The sequence below is a fragment of the Rhizobium sp. LjRoot98 genome, from assembly GCF_964252935.1.
Taxonomy (GTDB): domain Bacteria; phylum Pseudomonadota; class Alphaproteobacteria; order Rhizobiales; family Rhizobiaceae; genus Pararhizobium.
This window is the reverse complement of sequence record NZ_CAXUPW020000002.1, coordinates 67046-84711: the sequence shown is the minus strand read 5'-3', so window position 1 is coordinate 84711 and position 17666 is coordinate 67046. Positions and strand designations below refer to the sequence as shown.

General features: G+C 59.9%; 13 protein-coding genes and 1 riboswitch. Of the genes, 6 read left to right on the top strand and 7 right to left on the bottom strand.

Annotation, left to right across the window (positions count from 1 at the left end; all coding sequences use genetic code 11):
• Window positions 1-78 precede the first annotated feature (78 nt).
• On the top strand, window positions 79-525 hold the full coding sequence (locus ACSQ3J_RS09055) for an Lrp/AsnC family transcriptional regulator (RefSeq protein ID WP_244482375.1): 447 nt from the start codon (window positions 79-81) through the stop codon (window positions 523-525).
• Here ACSQ3J_RS09055 and ACSQ3J_RS09050 read toward each other — a convergent pair.
• The 3 genes from ACSQ3J_RS09050 to ACSQ3J_RS09040 form a co-directional block, all read right to left on the bottom strand.
• Window positions 522-1751, bottom strand: coding sequence for an aromatic ring-hydroxylating oxygenase subunit alpha (locus ACSQ3J_RS09050; protein WP_436039005.1), 1230 nt, complete (start codon window positions 1749-1751; stop codon window positions 522-524). The two genes, ACSQ3J_RS09055 and ACSQ3J_RS09050, sit on opposite strands and share 4 nt — an antisense overlap.
• 274 nt (window positions 1752-2025) lie before the next feature.
• On the bottom strand, window positions 2026-4473 hold the full coding sequence (locus ACSQ3J_RS09045) for a GcvT family protein (RefSeq protein ID WP_060506663.1): 2448 nt from the start codon (window positions 4471-4473) through the stop codon (window positions 2026-2028).
• On the bottom strand, window positions 4470-6917 hold the full coding sequence (locus ACSQ3J_RS09040) for a GcvT family protein (protein ID WP_060506662.1): 2448 nt from the start codon (window positions 6915-6917) through the stop codon (window positions 4470-4472). Before ACSQ3J_RS09040 ends, ACSQ3J_RS09045 begins: the two co-directional genes overlap by 4 nt.
• Window positions 6918-7159: 242 nt before the next feature.
• On the opposite strand from ACSQ3J_RS09040, the gene ACSQ3J_RS09035 reads away from it, so the two are divergent.
• Entirely contained in the window at window positions 7160-8008 is an 849-nt protein-coding gene (locus ACSQ3J_RS09035) for a LysR family transcriptional regulator (protein WP_060506661.1), read from the top strand.
• Window positions 8009-8030: 22 nt separating this feature from the next.
• Here ACSQ3J_RS09035 and ACSQ3J_RS09030 read toward each other — a convergent pair whose 3' ends face one another.
• Window positions 8031-9797, bottom strand: a complete 1767-nt coding sequence (locus tag ACSQ3J_RS09030; RefSeq protein WP_060506660.1) for a bifunctional diguanylate cyclase/phosphodiesterase — start codon at window positions 9795-9797, stop codon at window positions 8031-8033.
• 264 nt (window positions 9798-10061) lie between these two features.
• A riboswitch (cobalamin riboswitch) is annotated at window positions 10062-10331 on the top strand.
• A gap of 47 nt (window positions 10332-10378) precedes the next feature.
• Between ACSQ3J_RS09030 and ACSQ3J_RS09025 the strand changes: the two genes are divergently transcribed.
• Both ACSQ3J_RS09025 and ACSQ3J_RS09020 read left to right on the top strand, forming a co-directional pair.
• Complete coding sequence (locus ACSQ3J_RS09025) at window positions 10379-10555, top strand: CbtB domain-containing protein (protein WP_082512317.1); 177 nt, start codon at window positions 10379-10381, stop codon at window positions 10553-10555.
• A 189-nt stretch (window positions 10556-10744) separates the two neighbouring features.
• The gene (locus ACSQ3J_RS09020) at window positions 10745-11518 is read left to right on the top strand and encodes a CbtA family protein (protein WP_060506659.1); all 774 of its coding nucleotides are present in this window, start codon (window positions 10745-10747) and stop codon (window positions 11516-11518) included.
• 43 nt (window positions 11519-11561) lie between these two features.
• On the opposite strand, the gene ACSQ3J_RS09015 is transcribed toward ACSQ3J_RS09020, so the two are convergent.
• Together ACSQ3J_RS09015 and ACSQ3J_RS09010 are read right to left on the bottom strand one after the other, a co-directional pair.
• Window positions 11562-12419: a (2Fe-2S)-binding protein gene (locus ACSQ3J_RS09015; protein ID WP_060506658.1), complete on the bottom strand. Its 858-nt coding sequence runs from the start codon at window positions 12417-12419 to the stop codon at window positions 11562-11564.
• Between the two features lie 36 nt (window positions 12420-12455).
• The gene (locus tag ACSQ3J_RS09010) at window positions 12456-13745 is read right to left on the bottom strand and encodes a glucoamylase family protein (protein ID WP_060506657.1); all 1290 of its coding nucleotides are present in this window, start codon (window positions 13743-13745) and stop codon (window positions 12456-12458) included.
• A gap of 154 nt (window positions 13746-13899) precedes the next feature.
• Between ACSQ3J_RS09010 and ACSQ3J_RS09005 the strand changes: the two genes are divergently transcribed.
• The gene (locus tag ACSQ3J_RS09005) at window positions 13900-14697 is read left to right on the top strand and encodes a DUF1194 domain-containing protein (RefSeq protein WP_060506656.1); all 798 of its coding nucleotides are present in this window, start codon (window positions 13900-13902) and stop codon (window positions 14695-14697) included.
• 175 nt (window positions 14698-14872) lie between these two features.
• Window positions 14873-16075 (top strand): aromatic ring-hydroxylating oxygenase subunit alpha, encoded by a 1203-nt coding sequence (locus ACSQ3J_RS09000; protein WP_060506655.1) that lies wholly within the window; start codon window positions 14873-14875, stop codon window positions 16073-16075.
• 81 nt (window positions 16076-16156) lie between these two features.
• On the opposite strand, the gene ACSQ3J_RS08995 is transcribed toward ACSQ3J_RS09000, so the two are convergent.
• Entirely contained in the window at window positions 16157-17569 is a 1413-nt protein-coding gene (locus tag ACSQ3J_RS08995) for an aminotransferase (protein ID WP_060506654.1), read from the bottom strand.
• Window positions 17570-17666 lie beyond the last annotated feature (97 nt).

Here is a 17666-nt window from a genome sequence, read left to right as displayed (position 1 = left end):
CCATTTCGTCCGGTTTCATTGAGCAGGATGCCGGGCAACCGGTCATCCATCCGGTTTGACAGGGGGAGACCGGACAAAGTGATCGAACTGGACGAAAAAGACCGCCTCCTTGTCGCTGCCTTGCGCAGTGATTCTCGCCAGAGCCTGGTCGAGCTTGCCAGGCGCAGCGACCTTTCACGCAGCGCCGTTCATGAGCGGCTGCGGCGTCTGGAAAGCAAGAATGTGATCGCGGGCTATACAATACGCCTTGGGACCGAAATTGCCGATCCCGGCGTGCGGGCCGTGGTTGCAGTCAGCTTTCAGCCGGGCAAGAATTGCGACCATGTCGTGCCGCATATTTCCGGTATCCCGCAGGTTGTCAGCTGCTGGTCGCTGGCAGGCCCCACCGACCTGATGCTATTGATCGAATGCGGATCGAACGGAGATCTCGACACCATCCGAAGACAAATCGCCACGATCGCGGGCGTAGCGACCGTGCAGACCCACGTCGCGCTTCGTACGCATTTTGACAGGCGCGGTGGCTAGGCCCGGCTGATCTCGTCGAGATACCAGTTGATATAGCGCAACTCGTTCTGCTCCATCGGTGCGATCGGGCCGGGCACGAAGTAATGCGAGCGCACGCCGCGCGAGGTGTGCTCGATGATCGACTTGTCCTCGTCGGTGGTGACGGTCCAGAGCCATTTCAGCTTCTCGAGGTCGTAGTCGACACCCTCTTGCGCCTCGCCGTTGACGAGCCAGATCAGTTCCATCTCGCAGGCTTCCGGACCCTTCGGAATGAAGCGGTAGATCATGCCATGGTCGGGATAGCAGACGAGGAACGACGTGCCGCCGAGATGAACGGAGGTAACGCCGCCATCGAACTCGGTGAAACGGCCCATCAGCGGCGCCAATGGCGATCCGTCCTGACTGCCGGTCTTGACGCCATCATAGAGTGCATAGCGGAAAGCATGGATCGTCTCCTTGCCATTCTCGGAAGTCTGCCAATGGTCGCCAGAACCGACCTGGATACCGAGCGCGCAAGTGCGTTCCTCCATTGCGGCATTTAGCGCCTCGATCATGTGCAGCGGCTGTTCCAGTGCGTGGGTCTGCGAATACTCCGGATGCGCCGGGCCGCAGTGATAGCATTCGACATAGTTTTCCACCGCCAGCTTCCAGTTGGCATCGACCGGATAACTCTGCCGGTAAGCAACCTTCGCCTGCCCCCAGCCATACTGGCCGCAGGTGGCATGCAGAAGGTTTTCGACTTCAGTGAAATCGAGCGGGTTTTCGGCAAAGGAAATGAAGACGAGGCCTTCGACGACGCGGACATGCAGCTTCTTCAGCCCATGGTCTTCCCGCTTGAAATCCTTCGGCATCAGCCGTGCGGCCTTCAACGCGCCATCATTGCCATAGGTCCAGGCGTGATAGGGACAGACGAACACACGCGCATTGCCCTTGTCCTTGGTGCAGACTTCCGCCCCGCGATGGCGGCAGACATTGAGAATGGCATGAACAGTCCCGTCCGCATGCCGCGTCAGGATCACCTGCTCAGAGGCCATGCGAAACACTTCGAAATCGTTCGGCTTCGGGATGACGCTTTCATGCGCGACGCAGTGCCAATGGCGGCGGAAGACACGCTCCAGATCGCGCTCGTAGATATCCACGTCCCGGTAGAACGGCCGGGCAAGCCCATGGCCGGGCTTGTGGGCGGCGACGAACTGGTCGATGCGGTCGCCCTCGGCAACGCTGTTGGAAAGTTCGGGCGCGAGCATGTTTTCTCTCCTGAAAGACCTCACCGGAAAAATCGCGTTCCGGCGCGCGCATTTCGCTGTGGGCTGGGTCCGACAAGCCCCTCACCCTAGCCCTCTCCCCGCTCGCGGGGAGAGGGGACGACGGAGGCCGCCGCGTAATTCCTCTTCTCCCCATCGGGGAGAAGGTGGCCCGAAGGGCCGGATGAGGGGGGCCGCAAACTCAGCATCCGCCGCCCCCTCATCGCCTCGCATGCGCTCGGCACTTCTCCCCGATGGGGAGAAGAAACAACCTCGCCTAGACCTTCACCCGCTCCGACTTCGGATCATACATCGGCGCAAGCGACGCCTCCGCCTTCACCCGTGTCCCGGCAATCTCGATCTCGTAAACAGAGCCCAGCACATCGGCCTCGCTCTCTTCCCGGCACGGCACATAGCCGAGCCCGATCGCGCCGCCGAGATGGTGGCCGTAATTGCCTGACGTGATCGTTCCAACGATCTTGCCGTCGCGCACCACCGCTTCGTTGTGGAACAGAAGCGGCTCCGGATCGGTCAGCCGGAACTGCACCAGCCGGCGCGAAAGCCCCTTGTCCTGTTTCCTCAAGACGGCTTCGCGGCCGATGAAGTCGCCCTTGCCCGTGCGCACTGCAAAGCCGAGCCCGGCTTCCAGCACATGGTCCTCATCGGTGATGTCATGGCCGAAATGGCGGAAGGCCTTTTCGATCCGGCAGCTATCGAGCGTATGGATGCCACAAAGTTTCAGGCCTATATCGGCCCCTGCCGCTTCCAGCGTCTCGAACACATGCGCCGTCTGGTCGGTCGAGACATAGAGTTCCCAGCCGAGTTCGCCGACATAGGTGACCCGGTGAGCGCGGGCGAGGCCCATGCCGACTTCGATTTCCCGCGCCGTACCAAACGGATGCGCCGCATTAGAGAAGTCGTTGGGGCTGACCTTTTGCATCAGTTCGCGCGCCTTCGGCCCCATGACGCAGAGCACCGATTCCGATGCCGTCACATCGGTGATAACGACGAATTCATCGGCGAGATGCTTGCGCAGCCAGGCAAGATCGCGTTGCAACGTCGCGCCGGGCACGACCAGCAGGAAAGCCGTATCCGAGAGACGAGTGACCGTCAGATCGCTCTCGATACCGCCACGGGCATTGAGCATCTGGGTATAGACGATGCGGCCCGCAGCCACATCCAGCTGGTTAGCGCAGAGTTTTTGCAGAAAGGGCAGCGCATCGCGCCCTTCGACGCGGATCTTGCCGAACGACGTCATATCGATCAGACCGACGCCACCCCGGATCGCCAGATGCTCGTCGCGCTGGTTTTCAAACCAGTTCTGCCGCTTCCAGCTATATTTGTATTCCCGCTCCTGACCTTCCTTGGCAAACCAGTTGGCCCGCTCCCAACCCGCCACTTCTCCGAAGACGGCGCCGCGCGCCTTCAGGTGTTCGTGCAAGGGCGTGCGGCGAACGCCGCGTGCCGTCGCCATCTGGCGGTAGGGGAAGTGATCGGCATAGAGCAGGCCGAGCGTCTCGGTGACCCGCTCCTTGAGATAGGTGCGGTTTTTCTGGAATGGCTGCGCCCGGCGGATATCGACCTCCCAGAGATCGAACGGCGGCTCACCATCGTTCATCCATTGCGCCAGCGCCATGCCGGCACCGCCGGACGACACGATGCCGATCGAGTTGTAACCGGCCGCAACCCAATAGCCTTTCAGCTCCGGCGCTTCGCCGAGATAGTAGCGGTCATCCGGCGTAAAGCTCTCAGGGCCGTTGAAGAAGGTATGGATCCCTGCCGTTTCCAGCATCGGCATGCGTCCAACCGCCTTTTCCAGGATCGGCGCGAAGTGATCGAAATCCTCCGGCAACTGGTCGAAGCAGAAATCCTCGCTGATGCCGTTCATGCCCCAGGGCTTGGCCTTGAGCTCGAAGGCGCCGACCAGCATCTTGCCGGCATCCTCCTTGTAATAGGTGCACTCGTCCGGCACTCGCAGAACCGGCAGGCGCTGTAGCCCGGCGACCGGTTCGGTGACGATATAAAAATGTTCGCAGGCATGCAGCGGCACGGTCACGCCGGACATGAGGCCCAGCTCCCTGCCCCACATGCCCGCCGCGTTGACGACATTTTCGGTCTCGATCGTGAACGTCTCGCCGTTCTGCTCGCAGGTGACGCCTGAGACCCGGCCATCCTTCTTGTGGACCGCCGTTACCTTGACGCCCTCAAGAATGGTCGCGCCGTTCTGCCGGGCACCCTTGGCCAGCGCCATGGCGATATTGGCGGGATCGCACTGGCCATCCAGCGGCAGATGCACGGCACCGACCACATCCGAGACATTCAGATGCGGATACATCGCCTTGACTTCGTCCGGCGATATTTCCCGCACATCGACGTCAAAGGCGCGGGCCAGCGAGGCCTGCCGGTAGATTTCCTGTTTGCGCTCTTCGGTCAGCGCAACCGTGATCGAGCCGCACTGGCGCATGCCGGTGCCGATACCGGTTTCGGCCTCCAGCTTGGTGTAGAGATCGGCCGAATATTTGGCGAGCCGGGTCATGTTTTGGCTGGCGCGCAGCTGGCCGATCAGTCCGGCCGCATGCCAGGTCGTGCCGGAAGTCAGCTGCTTGCGCTCGAGAAGCACAACGTCAGTCCAGCCGAGTTTCGCCAGATGATAGGCGACCGAACAGCCCGACACACCGCCGCCGATGATGACCACGCGGGCCTTTTGGGGGATAGGCTTGCTCATGCGCGCAGTCTTTCATTCTTGGGATCAAACAGCGGCTCATCGGCCTGGACGATTGCCGTGAAGCGGTCCCCGTAGATTTCGACCTCGACCTCGGTTCCAGGCTGAGCCAGATCGGCGCGCAGCATGCCAAGTGCCACCGATTTGCCGATCCGGTAGCCCCAGTTTCCGGACGTGGTTTCGCCGACCACCTTGCCGCCATGCCAGAGCGTCGACATATACGGCGCGTCGCAATCGCCAGCGTCCACGATCAGCGTGACGAAGCGTTTGGTCACACCCTGCTGTTTCTCATGCTCCAGCGCCGCCTTGCCCTTGAATCCGGGCTTGGCCCAATCAACGAAACGCTCCAATCCACCCTGCAGAATGGTGTAATCGGTTGAAAGATCGCCTTTCCAGGCGCGATATCCCTTCTCGATCCGAAGCGAGTCCAGCGCTTCCATGCCAAAGGGTTTCAGGCCGTGCTTTTGTCCCGCAGCCCAGACCGCGTCAAAGATGGTGGCCGTGTCATCGATCTTAGTGTGTATTTCCCAGCCGAGTTCGCCGGCGAAGGAGACGCGCACCAGCTGGCACCAGCGCCCGGCGATCTGTACCGACTGATGCGTCAACCAACCCTTCGCAAGATCCGCATCACAGACCTCAGCCAAGATGTCCCGCGACTTCGGTCCGGAGAGTATCTGGCAGGTAAAGCTCTCCGTGACATCGTCCAGCGTAAACGCCGCATCCTGTGGCAGGTGTTTTTTCAACCATTCGAAATCGTGCCACTGCGCCGTTGCCGCCGTGATCAGGAAGAAGAAATCCTCCTCCAGTGCCATGACTGACATTTCGGTGACGATCCGGCCCTTGTCGTCGGAGAAATAGGCGAGACCAATACGGCCAGGCTTCGGCACCTTGCCTGTAGTCAGGCCAAGCAGCCAGTCGCGGGCACCCTCGCCCTTCAGGCGGTAGCGGGAGAAACCAGGAAGATCGAGAATGCCGGCAGCGTTGGTGACGGCGAGGCATTCCTCCTCGATGCGTTTCTGCCAAGGCCCCGCCCGGTTCCAGGTCTGCGTGGCTTCTTCCGAGAGGTCATCCCCCGGCTTGGCGTACCAGTTGGCCCGCTCCCAGCCGTTATAGGGTTTGAACTGTGCGCCAAGGGCCGCAATCCGGCCGTGGATCGGCGACAGCTTCTTGTTGCGGCCCGCCGGCCAGGCGTGCTTCGGGAAATGCATGGCATATTCATGGCCATAGATTTCCATGCCCTTGGCGATGCAATAATCCTGATCGGTAAAACTGGTGAACCGGCGCGGGTCGCAGGACCACATGTCCCATTCCGTCTGCCCTTCCGTTACCCATTCGGCCAGTACCTTGCCCGCACCGCCTGCCTGGCAAATGCCGAAGGTAAAGACGCAGGCCTCGAACGCATTCGGCACGCCCGGCATCGGGCCAATCAGCGGGTTGCCGTCCGGCGCGTAGGGGATCGGCCCATTGATCATCCGGGACAGACCGGCAGTGCCGAGGATCGGCACACGCTCGACGGCGTCGTTCAGATACCATTCCAAGCGTTCCAGATCGTCAGGGAAAAGCTGGAACGAAAAATCCTCCGGCATCGGATCGTCCGGCGTGATCCAGTGCGCCTTGCAGTTTTTCTCATAGGGACCGAGATTCATCCCGGTCTTTTCCTGGCGCAGGTAATAGGAGCTATCGACATCGCGCAGCAACGGCAGCTTGTGCCCTGCTTCCTTCGACCAGGCGGCCAGTTCCGGAATTTCCTCGAACAGCATGTACTGATGGCTCATGACCATCATCGGCACGTCGCGGCCGAACCATTTTCCGACCTCGCGGGCGTAGTAACCGGCGGCATTGACGACGTATTCGCAGCGGATTTCGCCCTGCGGCGTGGAAATGATCCACTCGTCATTTTCCCGGCGCGCGCCGGTGGCGGGACAGAAGCGCAAGATTTTCGCGCCCATGTCGCGCGCGCCCTTGGCCAGCGCCTGCGTCAGCTGCGCCGGGTCGATGTCGCCGTCATAGGGATCGTAGAGCGCGCCGGTCAGGTCATGGGTTTCGACGAAGGGGTATTTCGACCTGATCTGATCCGGCGAGAGGATGTCGAGATCCATGCCCTGATAGCGCCCCATGCCGACGACGCGCTTGAACTCCTGCAGCCGCTCCTTGGAATGACCAAGCCGGATCGAGCCGGTGACATGGTAATTCATCGGATAATCGACCAGCGCGCCCAGTTCGCGGTAGAGCGAGGCCGAATAGCGCTGCATGTTCATGATCGACCAGGAGGACGAAAATGTCGGCACGTTGCCCGCCGCATGCCATGTCGAACCGGCCGTCAGCTCGTTCTTTTCCAGAAGCACGCAGTCCGTCCACCCGGCCTTGGCCAGATGATAGAGAGCGGACGCACCGACCGCACCTCCCCCGATGATCACGACGCGTGCATAAGACGGCAAATTCGACATGGCTGTTCCCTTGTTTGGGGGAAGTTTTGGCCATGAACAACATTTGCATCAAGCCGTCAGAACGGGCTTTATTGATCGAAGAATTCGATTAGATTGAACTAGAAGCCCTCATCCGGCCTATCGGCCACCTTCTCCCCGTAAACGGGGAGAAGGGACAGGCGGCCACCTCCGTCGTCCCCTCTCCCCGCTTGCGGGGAGAGGGATAGGGTGAGGGGCAAAATTGGGAGACACCGGACACACCCATGCAGATCGACCTTATCGAAACCTTCCTCGACCTGATGGAAACCCGCAGTTTCAATCGCACGGCGGAACGGCTGAACATCACGCAATCCACCGTGTCCCATCGGGTCAAGGCGCTCGAAGCACAGTTCAACCGCAAGCTTTTCACGCGCAACAAAGGAGGAACTGCGCCGACTGCCTCCGGCCTGCGTTTCCTCGACCATGCCAAGGCGCTGCAGCATCAATGGCACGAGGCAACCCGCGCGGTGGAAAACGCCGGTACCTACGAGCGCTCGATGCGGCTCGGCATCCAGCATGATCTCGCCGAAGCCTTTGCCGGAAAATGGCTATCAGCCGTCCGGGCCGACCTGCCGACGACCTCGATCTATATGGAGGCCGATTACTCCAACCAGATGAACCGCGATCTGGCAGCCGGCGATCTCGATCTCGCCATCCTTTATACGCCGCATTACCTGCCCGATCTTCACTATGAGCGGATCGGCGAAATGACCTACATGCTGGTCGGCACCGCGACGCGAACGGTCGGCGAATTGTTACCGGAAACCTATATCCAGGCCGTCTACTCTCCGGCGTTCGACCGTGCGCATCGGCTGGCCCTGCCGCAGCTTTCATCCGCTCCGCTGGCGTCAGGCCAGAATATCGCCATTACCGGCCTGCTGAAGACGCTGGGAGGGGCAGCCTATGTGACGAGCAGCACGGCGCTGAGGCTCGAAGGCGAAGGCGCCGCTTTCCCCATCGCAGACGCCCCTCCGATACAGCAAGCTGTCTACGCCGCCACCAGCATCCGCACTCGCCACGCCCACCAGCACCGCCGCATCATCAGCGCCATGCAGGATCTTCTGGAACGATAGCAGCCACAAGCGGCATATGCGGTCAGTGCTGAGTGAGCAGAACCAACTGCTGATCCTCGTTCAACCTGGCCAGCATATCTGCGGCCGGAAGCGGATAGGCGATCGCATAACCTTGCAGCACATCGCATCCAAGGCGCGTCAACAACTTGGCGTGTTCCAGCGTCTCGACGCCCTCGGCAATGACCTCGATATTGAGCGCTTTGGCGATGTCGATGATCGAGCGCAACAGGCGCTTCTGTTCGCGCGATGTGGTGGTCGGCAAAACCAGTTGACGATCGATCTTCATCCGCCGCGGTTTCAGCTTTACCAACCCGATGATCGACGCATGACCGGATCCGAAATCATCGATCTCGATGTCGATACCCATGGCCTTCAGGCCTGCGACGTTGGAAAACACGTCATCTTCGCTGTCGTCGAGAAAAATGGTTTCCAGCAATTCGAATGACAGCATATCCGGTCGGACATCCAGGCGTTTCAATTCGTCGATCAAAAGCGGATCCGACAGGCGGGCAGCCGAGACATTCACCGCAATGCGCGGAACATGCACTCCCTGCCCCATCCAGGCCTGACGGTCCTTCAACGCCGCCTTCAAGATCGCAGCATCGAGATCGTCCAGCCGGCCGAGACTGCCAGCAACCTTGATGAATTCGCCCGGCAGGATCAATCCGCGTTTCGGATGGCGCCAGCGTGCCAGAACCTCCATCCCGACGATGCGCCGGGTCCGCGCATCGACCTGAGCCTGATAATAGGGAATGAACTCCCCTTTTTCCAAACCATGAGCGAACTGCCTGCCAACGCGCTGCTCGGCATTGAGTTGTGCCTTCATCTGAGCCGAATACACCTCGACCCGTCCCCGACCGAGCTTCTTGGCACGATGCAGGGCAATATCCGACTGTGCCAGCAGGCTGCCAATATTGCGGCCACTGGCAGCCGCGACACCGATCGACCCACCGGTGCGCAAGACCTCCTCATTATGCCAGACCGACTGCTTCAACTGCTGCGCCAGCCGCTCTGCACGGATTTTGAGGTCATCCAGCGAGACGAAATTTGCGATCAAAACCGCAAATTCATCACCGCTGACGCGGGCAATGAATGCGTTCTCAGGCACACTGGCTTCAATCCGCCTGGCACAGGATATCAGGACATTGTCTCCCGTCGTATGGCCGGCAGTGTCGTTGATCTGCTTGAACCGGTCTAGACCGATATGCAGGATCGCCAGCTTTTCCGGTCCGGCCTCCCCCGCAAGCTCCGCCAATCGCCTGTCAAAGAAGCGTCGATTGGGAAGTCCTGTTAGATAATCATGTTCGGCTGCATATGCGATCCGCTCGCGGCTCGCTTCAAGGGCAACGGCCCGCGCCTCGGCGATCGCCTTTTGCCGTCGCAGTTCGCGATTGAGCAGCACATCCGCCGTCACATCCCATTCGGCGCCGATAAGGGTGATATGGCCGTCTTCCTCGAAGCAATAGGCGCGTGAACGCAAGTATCGGGTTTCACCGTCCGGCAAAATGATCCGGTATTCCGAAGAATAGGCATCCTTGGCTGCAATCGCCCGGTCGAAATCGGCCTGGGCCTGGGCAAAATCATCGGGATGGATCGCATTCGTCCAGACCTCCGCCTTGACGCGCCTTTGCGTCTTGCCGGTTGCGTAGAGCCGGTGCATCTGCAAATCCCAGACGACTTCGTCTTTCTGTGTGTCGTGCTCCCACACGCCGATCTGAGAAGCGTCAAGCGCAATTCCCAAACGGCGAAGAATATTCTGGAATTCCTGTTCGGACCTCGCCGCCTTCATGGTTTTCTCTGCAGAGGATGCTTCGCGTATCAGCGCCTCCGCATTCTACACCAAGGTTCCTAAAGAACTATTGTTCCATGAGCAAAAAGAGTACTTTTTAAACAAACAACCATTAAGTGCTTCTTCAAAGAAACCCAGTTGCAACTTAGGCGCATCTCGTACTGTATTACATATCAAATTTAGACACTGCGCGGAAAAATCAAGAGCCGCAATGCGCCATTGTTGGTCGCAGCGCCGAATTGACATGACCGGGGTGACGGCATAATCATCAGCAGATCAATTGGTTCCCTGGGAGCGAGGCGCTTTCGGGGAGTAAATGGGAACGTGACGGGTGGACCCATTCTGGGCATCTTTATCACGGCCGACCCCGCGACTGTAGAGCGGTCAGAGGTTGTCATTCCGGTACGTTCAGCCGGTAAAAGCCACTGCGGCGATGGGCGTTTTGCCTCTGCCGCGGGAAGGTGAGACAAGCTCCTTGGCACGAAAGTGCCTGACGCCGCGAGCCAGGAAACCTGCCGGTTGATGAAGGGCATGGTGCCCAATTGGTGGGATATTTCCCACGCGCCATCACGGAGGTTGTCATGGCTACGACTACAGTTTCAAGCGTCCCGCTTTCTCTCAATGACCGTATCACCACGGCTATTCTCGCCCTGTTGATCGGCGGCTTCCTGGTTTTCGGTGCCGGCCTTGCCAATTCCGCCGTGCTGCACGACACCGCGCATGACGTCCGCCACTCCTACGGTTTCCCCTGCCATTGATATAGGCAGTGGGAAGCTCAGCCTTTCCACACTCTATCGATAGGGGATCGCGGGTTTCATTTTGGAAATCACGCGGCCGTGGATTGCGCCCATGCTCCGGCATCGGGCGGGCTTTGCCGTGGGAATTCAAACACAGCAAGCGTTGAGCACTAAAGATCGATCTGCTCCGCTTGATTTTGGGGGTATCAAATGATTGTCAAAACGCTTCTGGCCGCATTGGTGGCTGGATTGATCGCGGGCGTCTTCATGACGGCGGCGCAGGAGTTGCGGGTGGTCCCGCTCATCCTTCATGCCGAGGAATATGAAGTCAAGGAACCTGCCGCCGAACCACCGGCCGCAACCGAAGGCCAGCAGCAGCACTCTTCTCTCGACCGCTCCTCGTTGATCGGCGAAATGCTGTCGGCACTCTCACCCATCACACCCGCCTACGCCCATGAAGGCGAGCACGAAGACGAAGGCGGCATCATGTTCGGCATGAGCCGGTTCTCCGGCACATTGCTTGCCAATCTGGTGGCCGGCGCCGGATTTGGCCTGCTGCTTGCGGGCGCCAGCCTCGCCTTCAATTACCCCATCACGCTGCGCAACGGCGCTCTCTGGGGCGCCTGCGGCTGGCTGGCTATCCATCTCTTGCCCGCCATCGGCCTGCCGCCGGAATTGCCGGGCTTCCCTGCCGCTGATCTCCACGACCGGCAGACCTGGTGGATCGCAGCGATCGTTCTCTCCGTCGCCGGCCTCTATCTTGTCGTGTTGCGCGGTGAGATCCTGGCCAAGATCATCGGCCTTGTCCTGATCGCCGCTCCGCACGTCTATGGAGCGCCACAGCCGACGGACATCTCGAGCCCGGTACCCGCAGTTCTCGGCGCGGAATTCGCGGTCGCCGCCTTGGCAACGACACTGGCGTTCTGGATCGTGCTCGGCGTGATTTCGGGATACCTGAACGACCGGTTTCTGAAATCGGCTTAAGCCCTATCGTTGCGGCGCTAGCATTGCTTGCGCCGCAAGTACATCAAAGGCCGCCTGTGCGCTCGACAAGGGCCTGCAGGCGGCTTTTTTGTGTCTCGTCATCGAGAAGCACGCAGACATCGCAAAAATCCCCACCCTCTGTTCGATAGTAGAGACAGCAGCCGCTTCGCAGCCGGAAGATTCGCTCGACGGGGATGCCATCGCAAACAGCGCCGACCTTGGCGTAGTGCGCCGTCTCGGAAAATACCGGTGAACCGGCCCTCTTGATGATGGCAAGCGCTGCGGCCATTGCGCGATCCGCTTCGCCCAAGGCGGCACCGATCTCCAGAAAAGCCCCCGCAATGCCGTCACCCACCAGCCGCCACTGCGCGACGGGGGATAGGCCAGTGCGGCCTTGCAGCAAGCCGATCACCGGATTGAAGCTCTCGACGAAGCCACCATGAAATGCTGCCACCCAATCATCCCCGCGTGCAAAGCTCCGGAAACGAAAATGAAGGCGGCTGATACCGGAGGGATAAGTGTCCGAAGGCGTCCCCCTGCCATGCTGAACGACAGGTTCGAACCGGAACGCAAGGCGATCCGGATGCAGATTGGGCACCAGCCCCGTCTGTAAATAGACAGCTGCTGCCGCGATGCCGAGATGGTGGCTGTAGAAGGAAATTAGATGGGCGCCTCTGACGCGGTCGTCCATGCCGGCAGCAAAACAATTCTGGTAGTCCAGCAGGCGCTCGACCATATCGCCACCGAGATGCCATGCCTCATTGACCGGCAGAAAATCGCCGCCCTCCCGCCCCAGGGACACAGCTACCTGCGGAAAATGCTCCGCCTGCCAGGCTATGGCGGCTTTTGCGTGCCGCACATCATCCGGTCGAAAGCTGCTTGAAACCCGGTTCTCGCTCAATGGGGCCGCCTGTTATCACCTGGCAGCCGGTTTAGCTTAAAGCCAGCCGCCGGAAAAGCCTGCCCGCCGGAGGCCACGCCGGATAACCGGCGTTTCGCGCAGCATGTTCCAGTAAAGACCACTGCGATGGTTCTCGATCATCATCACCAGCAACCCCTGATCAAGGCCAACGCTACGGTCGTTGAGCCAACCTTCCGCCGTCTTGCCCGGAACGCTCGGGTTGAAACTGCCGATAAAACGCCCTGTGTCGATAACGTCGGGATAGCTCGACAGGATATGCCGTGTCGCCGACATCGCGGCCTGTGGCTCGAACGGCAGACATGCGAGCGGCGCCCAGGGCGCGATCGTGCCATCGTCCGGCCCGAGCGGCGCTCCGCGCGCGGCATAACCGGCAAACTGCTGGCGCCGACCATCCTGCAGCCGGCGGGGGCGTAAGGGGCCATCGCAGGATGTCAGCCCCCATGCGTCGGCACCGTAGCCGGTAAAACCGCCCGGATTGGTGCTCGCATAGTCCCGCTGGACGGCGATCGCCCGGCGGGTATTTTCAAAATAATCCGTGCCGTGCGCTGCCACAGCCTCATCCTGGATGCCACGGAAATCGATCCATGCATGTGAAAACAGGTGGATGAACAGAGGTCCGGCGTAGAGGAACGGCTTGTTCTTCACCGTCATCCAATCGAATTTGCTGGCAAAAGCATCATAGCTTTCCTTGCCGATCGGATAGGATGGCGAAGCCAGAGCAAGCGCATAGAGGATGATCGCCTCGCTGTAGGATTCCCAGCGATAGGGCAGAAAGCCTGTCCGGGGCTTCCATCCGAGCCACAAAGCCCCCTCTCCGTCCAGCGCCCAGGCCCAGTTTGCCCGGGCGTAGAGCATATCGACCTGCGACCGGATCTCTGTCTCGACCTCATTGTCCTGATTAAAATAAGCCGCCGCCGTGATCATGCCGGCGATCAGAAGCGCGCTGTCGATCAGCGAAAGCTCGCTGCGCCATGTCCGCAGACCGGTCTTCATATCGAGAAAGTGGTAGTAGAGCCCCTTGTAGCCGGTGGCGTCCTTGTTGCGGCTTTGCGGGCTTTCGGCAAAGAACCTCAATGTCACCAGTGTTCTTGCCGCAGCGTCCTGACGGCTCATCCAGCCTCTCTCGACGCCGGTAGGATAGGCAGAAAGGCCAAAACCGGTCGCAGCGATGCTCGACGGAGCGCCGGGCAGCGAGGTATCTGCAATCAAGCCGTTTTCGGGATTGACGAACTCTAGAAAGTATCCGAACGCCGCTTGCTGCAACCGGTCGAGAATGACCGTGTCGGTTTCGTTTTTCAGAAGCATTGCAGGCTTACTCCAGTCGATCGAAATTCACTAAAATGGCAGTCAGTACAAATCACCGATTGTTGAAGACGCCCGCATCCGGAACGGTCGCCTCACCTACGATCTGTGTTACATTTTAGTTTCATACGATCCTTAGCAGCGATTGGATGACTGGATGTTCACAACACTTGCGATGTTTCTCACGATTTCGAGCGCGCCGATTGCCACACCGGTCGCTGATGCAGTCCCGGTCGATGTCGCGCTGGTGCTCGCCGTCGATATGTCGGGATCGATGGACATTGAAGAGGCACAGGTGCAGCGCTTGGGATATGTCGAAGCCCTGCGTCATCCAGACTTCATCAATGCGGTCACGGCCGGCCTCAACGGCCGCATCGCCATCAGCTATTTCGAATGGGCCGGCAGCGTCAACGAGACCTCCGTCATCAACTGGCAATTGATCGATGATGCGCAGGACGCCGCAATTCTGGCCGAACATCTTGCCGCCCGCCCGGTCTTCACCCGCCGGGGCACTTCCATTTCCAATGCTATCGCCTTCGCATCGAAACTGATTGCGGCGAGCCCCTACGATGCGATGCGCCGGGTGGTCGATATCTCCGGTGACGGCCCGAACAATCTCGGCCCTCCGGTCGATCCGATGCGCAACGCAGCCGTTGCCAGCGGCATTATCATAAACGGCCTGGCCATCCTCATCCGCCCCTCGGGCGGCACTGTTTCGCTTGACCGTTACTATGCCGATTGCGTTATCGGCGGTCCCGGCTCGTTCGTTCTGCCGGTCCACCAGCCCGAAGACTTTGCCGTCGCCATCCGGCAGAAACTGGTCATGGAGGTCAGCGGATCGAAGACGGCGGCGCGGATTATCCCCGTGCAAATCGCACCGCTGACCGATTGCATGATGGGCGAGAAGCTGCGTCCCGGCTTTCTCGACCGGGTCTATCCGGAACTGGATAAATAGTTTCTCGCACGCGATTGCCTTGAGCACATACCGGGCATTGGCAATGTCTCGTTACGCGTCTGCGAGAGCCAGCCTCTCTGCGAAGTTTCGCTGACTCATTCATAATCCAAACTATTCCTATTTATAGAAAAATGTGGTTATATTGAATGAACGTTCAGCAAGAAATGGGGAATTCATGAACGAAATGACCCGCAATATCAGCATTCCCAATGACTGGGACCGGAGCGGCCTGCCCGGTTGGTGCTATCACAGCGACGCGCTTCTGGAGCTTGAAAAACAGCATGTCTTCCGCGAGCACTGGCAAATCGCCTGCCATGTCTCCGATATTCCGGAGCCAGGCAACTACATCACCATGGATGTCGTCGGCGAGCGTGCGCTGATCCTGCGCGATCAGGAAGGGACCGTGCGCGGCTTCCAAAATATCTGCCGCCATCGTGGCTCGCGCGTCGTCGCCGACAACAAGGGAACTTGCCGCAACGCGCTTGTCTGTCCGTTTCACGGCTGGGTCTACAATCTCGACGGCACGCTGAGGGGCGCTGCCCGCCCCCGCTCCTTCCCGCCGCTCGACAAGCAGGAATTTGGACTGATCGGGCTCGATCTCGAAATCTGGATGGGCTTCGTCTTCATCCGCTTTGCCCCCGGACCTCAAGCTTCCGTCGCGGAACTCATGCAGCCGTTTGCGGGCGAACTCGGCGAATACAAGACGCAGGACATGGTCCCCGCCGCCGATATCTGGACCCAGACCTCGCCGGTCAACTGGAAATCAGTCCGCGACGTCGACAACGAAGGCTACCACGTGGCGATGGCGCATCCAGCACTTCAGGATCTCTATGGCTCGACCTATTACGACGAACCCTTCGTCAACGGGCTTTGCCGCTCGTTTGCCACCTACAATCCGCATGCCGGACGGCGCTGGAGCGTACGCAACTATATCAAGATCGCCCCGGAGGCCACCCATCTGCCGGAGCGCCTGCGCAAGGCCTGGATCTACTACGGCATCTTCGCCAATGCGGTAATTGCGGTGACGCCGGAAGCGGTGCAGTTCTATCAGGAGTTTCCACTCTCGACCGGTGAAACGATCCTGCGGGGCAGCATCTACCGCCATCGCGACGAAAACCGGCAGCAGCGTGCCGCCCGCTATCTCGCCCACCGCATCGATCGCGACACGCAGGCCGAGGATGTGCAACTGACCATCTGGTCGAACGAATCGATGACCTCGAAGGCCTTCACCGGCTTTTACCTCTCCGATCTCGAATATGGCGTGCGCACCCATCACGACCACCTGCGCAGCATATTGCCGGTGATGAATCTCCCCGCCGCCCCGGACGAGCGGGAAATGGCCGGAATGAACAACCGGCTGCGGTCTGCCACCTCCTGACCAGCCAAAAGAAAGGGCCGGGAAAACCGGCCCTTTAATATTGAGCATGACGGGGAATGGATGCCCTGCTCAAAAGAATGCTCAGCCGCGCCAGAGCCCTTCGCGCACCAGCTCATCCATCGTCCGGCGGATACTTGCGCGCAGGATCGCCGTCATCTCATCGATCTGCGACACGGAAATGGTCAGCGGCGGCGACATCACGCACATGTGGATCAGCGGCCGCACCAGCAAGCCCAGTTCCTGGCAATGCCTGTCAATGCGCTTGCCGACCTCGAGATCCAGCGTCAGCGGATTGTTATGCACCCGGTCGGCAACGCACTCGACGCACGCCATCAACCCGACACCACGCACCTCGCCGACAAGCGGCAGATCCTCGAGCGTCTTCAAGCTCGCCTGGAAGTGTCCGGAAACAGCGCGCGCATGATCCAGCAACCCACCTTCCAGGATGTCGAGATTTTTCAGCGCCACGGCGCAGCCGATTGGATGGCTGGAATAGGTCAGCCCATGCGCAAACATCGCATCCGGATGGTTTGACCGGCGCAACTCCTCGAACAAACGCGACGAGATCATCACGCCGCCGAGCGGGAAGTAACCGGACGTCACGCCCTTGGCAAAGGTGATCATATCGGGCTCGATGCCGAAAACATCGCCGGACGCGAAAACCTGCCCAAGCCGCCCGAAGGCCGTCACCACCTCATCGGCGATGAACAGGATATCGTTTTCGGTGCAGAGCTGCCGCATCCGGCGCAGATAACTTTCCGGCGGCACGATGACGCCACCGGACGCCATCACTGGCTCGGCGATGAACGCCCCGATGTGCTCCGCCCCCCTTGCCTCGATGACTGTACGGAATTCTTCGACAAGAACGTCACAGAATTCCGCCTCGCTCACTCCATCCGGCCGGCGGAACGGATTGGGGCAGGTTAACTTGACGACCTGCTCGCCGGCGCTGTCCATCCAGTCGTGATCACGCGGCCGGCCGTTCAGTGAGGCCGAAAGATAGGTCGAGCCGTGATAGCCGCCCTGGCGCGACACGATCAGCTTCTTGTCCGGGCGCCCTTTCACATTGTTGGCAAACTGCATGAAGCGGAGCGCCGTCTCGACCGCCGACGAACCGCCCGTCGTATAGAACACGTGGCTGAGATCGCCGGGGGCATGCGCGGCAAGCCGCGCCGACAACGTCACCGACGGTTCGTTCATCGTGTACCAGGGCGAATTGTAGGACAGGTCCATCGCCTGCCGGTAGAGCACATCGGCAAGCTCCTTGCGCCGATGCCCGGCATTGACGCACCACATGCCCGCCGGGCCATCGATCAGCTTTCGCCCTTCGCTGTCGACGACATAGATACCATCGCCGCTGACGATGCCGCCACGCGCCTCGGCGCCGATCTCACCGGCCGTCGGCCAGGGTTGCACGAGATGATCCCTGGCCAGCGCAACCATGCTTTCTGATGCTTCCAAAGAGCTGATCACGTCTTCGCGCTTCGCCGCCATTCGCCATCTCCACATAAATATTTAAAAGAGATTTTCAAAACAAGTAACTGATATAAAATATCAATTACATTTATTTTGAATGTCCGTTCAATCAATA

Excerpts from the sequence above, each read along its gene's own strand:
- ACSQ3J_RS09050 (WP_436039005.1), bottom strand. The coding sequence starts at position 1,751 with ATGCTCGCGCCCGAACTTTCCAACAGCGTTGCCGAGGGCGACCGCATC.
- ACSQ3J_RS09045 (WP_060506663.1), bottom strand. The coding sequence starts at position 4,473 with ATGAGCAAGCCTATCCCCCAAAAGGCCCGCGTGGTCATCATCGGCGGC.
- ACSQ3J_RS09040 (WP_060506662.1), bottom strand. The coding sequence starts at position 6,917 with ATGTCGAATTTGCCGTCTTATGCACGCGTCGTGATCATCGGGGGAGGT.
- ACSQ3J_RS09035 (WP_060506661.1), top strand. The coding sequence starts at position 7,160 with ATGCAGATCGACCTTATCGAAACCTTCCTCGACCTGATGGAAACCCGC.
- ACSQ3J_RS09030 (WP_060506660.1), bottom strand. The coding sequence starts at position 9,797 with ATGAAGGCGGCGAGGTCCGAACAGGAATTCCAGAATATTCTTCGCCGT.
- ACSQ3J_RS09025 (WP_082512317.1), top strand. The coding sequence starts at position 10,379 with ATGGCTACGACTACAGTTTCAAGCGTCCCGCTTTCTCTCAATGACCGT.
- ACSQ3J_RS09020 (WP_060506659.1), top strand. The coding sequence starts at position 10,745 with ATGATTGTCAAAACGCTTCTGGCCGCATTGGTGGCTGGATTGATCGCG.
- ACSQ3J_RS09010 (WP_060506657.1), bottom strand. The coding sequence starts at position 13,745 with ATGCTTCTGAAAAACGAAACCGACACGGTCATTCTCGACCGGTTGCAG.
- ACSQ3J_RS09005 (WP_060506656.1), top strand. The coding sequence starts at position 13,900 with ATGTTCACAACACTTGCGATGTTTCTCACGATTTCGAGCGCGCCGATT.
- ACSQ3J_RS09000 (WP_060506655.1), top strand. The coding sequence starts at position 14,873 with ATGAACGAAATGACCCGCAATATCAGCATTCCCAATGACTGGGACCGG.
- ACSQ3J_RS08995 (WP_060506654.1), bottom strand. The coding sequence starts at position 17,569 with ATGGCGGCGAAGCGCGAAGACGTGATCAGCTCTTTGGAAGCATCAGAA.